The sequence below is a fragment of the Microcystis sp. M53602_WE12 genome (assembly GCF_030065455.1).
GTDB classification, from domain to species: Bacteria; Cyanobacteriota; Cyanobacteriia; order Cyanobacteriales; family Microcystaceae; genus Microcystis; species Microcystis aeruginosa.
This window is the reverse complement of the sequence record NZ_JASJFB010000537.1, coordinates 1-4,927: the sequence shown is the minus strand read 5'-3', so window position 1 is coordinate 4,927 and position 4,927 is coordinate 1. Positions and strand designations below refer to the sequence as shown.

Sequence of the window (4,927 nt, the reverse complement as noted above, 5' to 3'; positions counted from 1 at the left end):
CTCCAAATAAGTAGGGAGGAAAAATTATTTGTAGGATGGGTTAGCGGTAGCGTAACCCATGCGGGCGTTGGGTTTCATGCTTCAACCCAACCTACGTTTATCTTATATTTAATTCCACCCACCCACTTATGAAAACTATAAATTATTAACTAAAAATTTTGTATCTCCTTCAGTCACCCCTATTTAAACCATAAAATTAGAGTTATCTTTATGTTTGCCACTGATAAATACTTAGAATTATTAAAGCAATACCCTCCTCGTCCTATTCACAATGAGGAAGACTTAGAAATGATGCAGGAGGTTATTAATCGCCTGTTAGACAAACCCCAATTAACGGCAGAAGAAAGGGAATATCTAAATGTTTTAGGGGCTTTAATTTATGAGTATGAGGAAAATCAAGAGCCAATACCTGATATTTATGGAATTGAATTGTTGAAATTCATATTAGAGGAAAGAAACCTACAAAAGCAAGATTTGCTATCTATTTTTGAAAGCAAGTCAACCCTGGATGATATTCTTGATGGGCAACAAGATTTAACTACTGTCTACATTCAAAAATTAGCCAATTTTTTAAATATATCTCCTGATTTATTTTTTCCTAGTTAGTCACAAAAAATGCGCTAGACAGTTAAGCTTATTTCCTGTCTTAACGCATAGGTTAACGGACTAAATCAAAGCCCGATAACGCCCCAAAGCCAGTAAAGGAAAATACTGCTGATAGAAATGATATTTCAGGTAAAAATGACAGGGAAAACCTGTACCAGTGAAGTAATCTTCATCCCATGTACCATTTTCTTTTTGGGTAACAAGAAGATAGTTAACGCCCTTTTCGATTACTTCTCGCTGATAATTACCGGTGACTTTCCCGACGGCTAATAAACCGATTAATGCCCAAGCAGTTTGGGAAGCGGTACTATTTCCCTGTCCTTTAAATTTAGGGTTATTGTAACTAAAACAGGTTTCACCCCAACCACCATCAACATTTTGACAACTGCTTAACCAATTGGCTCCTTTTTGCAATTGCTGGCGATATTTATTCGGTTCCAGAAAAGCCAAAGCAGATAATGCCCCACTGGTTCCATAAATATAATTTACACCCCAACGACCAAACCAACTACCATCAGCTTCCTGTTCTTTTTCCAGATAATCCAAAGCTTTTTTAACTCGATTTTCCTCCATTTTAACATCACAAGTACCTAACATTTCTAGAACTCTGGCAGTAACATCAGCCGTATTAGGATCGATCATTGCTTTTAGATCGGCATAGGGCAAAGAATTAAGCCAGTTTTGATCGTTATCGATGTCAAAAGCTCCCCAACCACCAGCTTTACACTGCATAGTAGCCATCCAATTAACTGCCCGTTTCATCACGCTTTTTTTAATATTTTCATCGGGCATTTTAATTAACTCTAAAGCCATCACCACCACTGCCGAATCGTCTAAATCGGGATACCAGCGATTATCAAATTCAAAAGCCCAACCCCCGGGGGTTCCGATTTTATTTTTAATCGCCCAATCGCCATAATCAAGAATTTGTTGATCGATTAACCATTGTCCCGCTTTAATCATAGCTGGATGAGCGGGATTTAGACCGGATTCAATTAGCGATCGAATTACCCAAGCCGTATCCCAAACCGGCGACACACAGGGCTGTACACAATAGGTATTATCTGTCTCAATGGCAAAATTATCCACCGCTTTTAAACCCCGGGCAACAATCGGATCGTAAACATCATAACCTAGGGCTTTTAAAGCTAACAGAGAATTTAACATCGCCGGGATAATTCCTCCCCAATCGCCCGTGTCTTCCTGTCGTTCAATTACCCATTTTTCCGCCGCTTTCAGACTTTCTTGACGGAAGGGAACTAAATCAGTTTTTTCTGCCCATTTAAACAGCCCATCTAACCAGAGGAAAACATCCGCCCAATCGTTATTTTTTGGTAACTCATACTTGACATTATTCACCCCTTCTGTATAGAGTTCATCGAGATTAAAACCCATTTTATACACGGGTTTTTTGTCGAAAACAATTAATAAAGGAACCGTACTTCCCCGCGCCCAACTGGACATTTCATAGATAGTAAAAGGGAAATTTTCCGGCAGTAGCATAATCCAAGCGGGGATAGAGGGAACCCCCTGCCAATCGTAACAACCAATCAAAGCGAGGTGCATTTTGGTGAAAATGCGGGTTTTGCTGATGCCACCTTTAGCTAAGATAAATTCTCTAGCTTTTTCTAAAGCAGGATCATTAGCGGGAATTCCCAATAGTCGCAGCCCCATGTAGGCTTCCACAGTGGTGCTAAGATCGCCACCATCACCATAAAATAACTCCCAAGCGCCGTTAGGACACTGTTGCTGACGCAGATAGGTGGCTGCTTTGTCTAGGGGGCGTTTTTTGTCAGTTTTCCAGATTTTGTGCAGTAAAATTGCTTCTGAGGTGATGGTGACATTAGATTCTAATTCTGCCCACCAGTAACCGTCAGAGTATTGGGTAGAAAGTAAATAATTTTGAGAAAGTTCGATCGCTTTCGCTGTTTTAGCGGCTATTTCGGTGATTTTTTCCTGAATCTGCATTTTTTCCGTTCGACAACCTCTAGGGACCACGAGTGCAAATAAGATAATCTTATTTACAAAGTTTTTAATAAGTAGCTAAAGAATGGGCTTTTGTTCCCAAGGAATCCAGTCAAGGAATTTGCTTTGGTTGCCAATTTCTTTTTTCTTTTGACTGATTACTGATAACTGATCAAGTACCCCCACCCCCCTGAAGACAAAAAGGGTACGAAACTCGCACCCCACCAGATTGATCTTCATTTAACTTACTTTTTCTTTTTGCCTTTAGCGGGCGGATTATCCTTCGCTGCCGGTTCCGGAGCTTTTTCCTCCACTTGCGGGGCTGCTGCTACGGGTTCCGGGGCTTTTTGTCCCATTTGGGCGGCTACTTCGGCGGCGAAATCCGTTTCTTCTTTCTCGATCCCTTCACCTAGTACAAAGCGTTGGAAACGACGCACCTGAATATTCTCTCCCAAAGCGGCGATCGCTTGTTTGAGCAATTCGTCAATACTGATGTTCTGATCGCGGATAAAGGGTTGATCGAGCAGAGAAAGTTCTTTCAAACGTTTTTCAATGCGGCCGGCCACGATTTTTTCTTTGATATTATCGGGTTTATTGGCTAAATCGTCCCGTCCCATCTCAATTTCTTTTTCTTTGGCGGAGATTTCGGCGGGAATATCGGCCACTTTCACATATTCGACGTTAGGACAAGCGGCAATCTGCATCGCCACGTCATTAACCAATTTTTTGAACTCCTCGCGACGGGCAACAAAATCGGTTTCGCAGTTCACTTCCACTAAAACACCGATGCGACTGCCGGTGTGGATGTAACTGCCGATCATCCCTTCTGCCGCTACCCGACTAGCTTTTTTCTCGGCGGAAGTAATCCCTTTTTGACGCAACCATTCGATCGCTTTGGTTATATCCCCCGCGTTTTCCGTCAGCGCCCTCTTGCAATCCATCATGCCGGCGCCGGTCTTTTCCCTAAGTTCTTTAACCTGTTGTGCTGTAATTTCCGCCATAAAATTCCTAACCTACTGCTTATAGTTGATCATGCCACGAGAGGGGCAGGTTTTACTGATCGATAGGTCCGGAAAGTTTCCCCCCGAACCTATTGGCGATCAATAGCTAATTTTCCCTAGTTATCGTCGTCTCCACTGGCAAATTCGGCGGCGTATTGGGAATAATCACCTTCTTCCTCGTACTCGGTTTCATTATCGTAGTCTTCCTCGTATTCTTCCACCGCTGCTTGACCACCGCGACGACCTTCGATGATCGCATCGCTAATTTTGCCTAAAATCAGTTTGACTGAGCGAATTGCGTCATCGTTGGCGGGAATCGGCACATCTACCAAGTCAGGATCGCAGTTAGTATCCAAGAGGGAGATGATGGGAATGCCCAATTTTTGGCATTCTTGGATAGCGTTGTATTCCCGACGCTGATCCACTACGATGACTAAATCCGGCAGCCGGCGCATGGTTTTAATGCCACCGAGGTATTTTTCTAGTTTGCCTAATTCCCGACGCAGTACCGATGCTTCTTTTTTCGGTCGTTTATCGAGGGCGCCACTATTTTCTAATTCTTCTAATTCTTTGAGTCTTTCTACCCGGCCGCGAATGGTTTCCCAGTTGGTTAACATTCCCCCTAACCAGCGTTGGTTAACGAAGTGGCTACCGCTGCGTAAAGCTTCCTGTTTAATGATTGCTGCCGCTTGCCGTTTCGTACCGATGAATAAAAAGCGTTTACCGCGATCGGCTTCTCCTCGGACAAATTCGTAAGCTTCTTCGATTAATTGGGCAGTTTGCACCAAATCAATGATATGAACCCCATTCCGGGCAGTGTAGATGTACTGAGACATTTTCGGGTTCCAACGGCGCGTTTGATGGCCAAAGTGAACCCCAGACTCTAGCAATTCTGCAAGAGAGACAACGGGCATATTTTTCTCCTTTTCGGGTTTATCCTCCATCTAGGGCTGGATTTCTAGATTCCTAGAAACACCCGATCGCCTAGATGTGCGATTTTTGACAACTTTTCTAGTCTAACATAAGTAGTCGTGCAAAATTAATTTCTTGGTTGAGACAGGAGACAGGAGACAGGAGACAGGAGACAGGAGACAGGAGACAGGAGACAGGAGACAGCTATCAGTTATCAGATTTGAGTTTTAAGTGAGCAGCATTAAATAGAAGTTTCCTACTGTCTTTTCACTGATTAATGATTACTGTTTACTGATCACTGATGGTTCTTCGTTACTTGGTATGGTTCGATAGGGGGGCATAAATCGACTAAATCCTTATCTGGTAAGAGACTTAATTGATTAGTTTGCTCTAGAGCAAAAACAATTGACAAAAATCGCTAAATGCCTTTCTATGTAAGGGTT

At 42.7% G+C, this 4,927-nt stretch carries 4 protein-coding genes; 1 reads left to right on the top strand and 3 read right to left on the bottom strand.

Features of this window, described 5'->3' with window-relative positions:
* Positions 1–210: 210 nt before the first annotated feature.
* On the top strand, positions 211–606 hold the full coding sequence (locus PX482_RS17400; protein WP_288026904.1) for a helix-turn-helix domain-containing protein: 396 nt from the start codon (positions 211–213) through the stop codon (positions 604–606).
* Between the two features lie 60 nt (positions 607–666).
* Here PX482_RS17400 and shc read toward each other — a convergent pair whose 3' ends face one another.
* The 3 genes from shc to rpsB form a co-directional block, all read right to left on the bottom strand.
* Complete coding sequence (gene shc, locus PX482_RS17395; protein ID WP_288026906.1) at positions 667–2,574, bottom strand: squalene--hopene cyclase; 1,908 nt, start codon at positions 2,572–2,574, stop codon at positions 667–669.
* A 242-nt stretch (positions 2,575–2,816) separates the two neighbouring features.
* Positions 2,817–3,572, bottom strand: a complete 756-nt coding sequence (gene tsf, locus PX482_RS17390; protein WP_002734629.1) for a translation elongation factor Ts — start codon at positions 3,570–3,572, stop codon at positions 2,817–2,819.
* A 116-nt stretch (positions 3,573–3,688) separates the two neighbouring features.
* Entirely contained in the window at positions 3,689–4,486 is a 798-nt protein-coding gene (rpsB, locus tag PX482_RS17385; RefSeq protein ID WP_079210095.1) for a 30S ribosomal protein S2, read from the bottom strand.
* Positions 4,487–4,927: the final 441 nt, after the last annotated feature.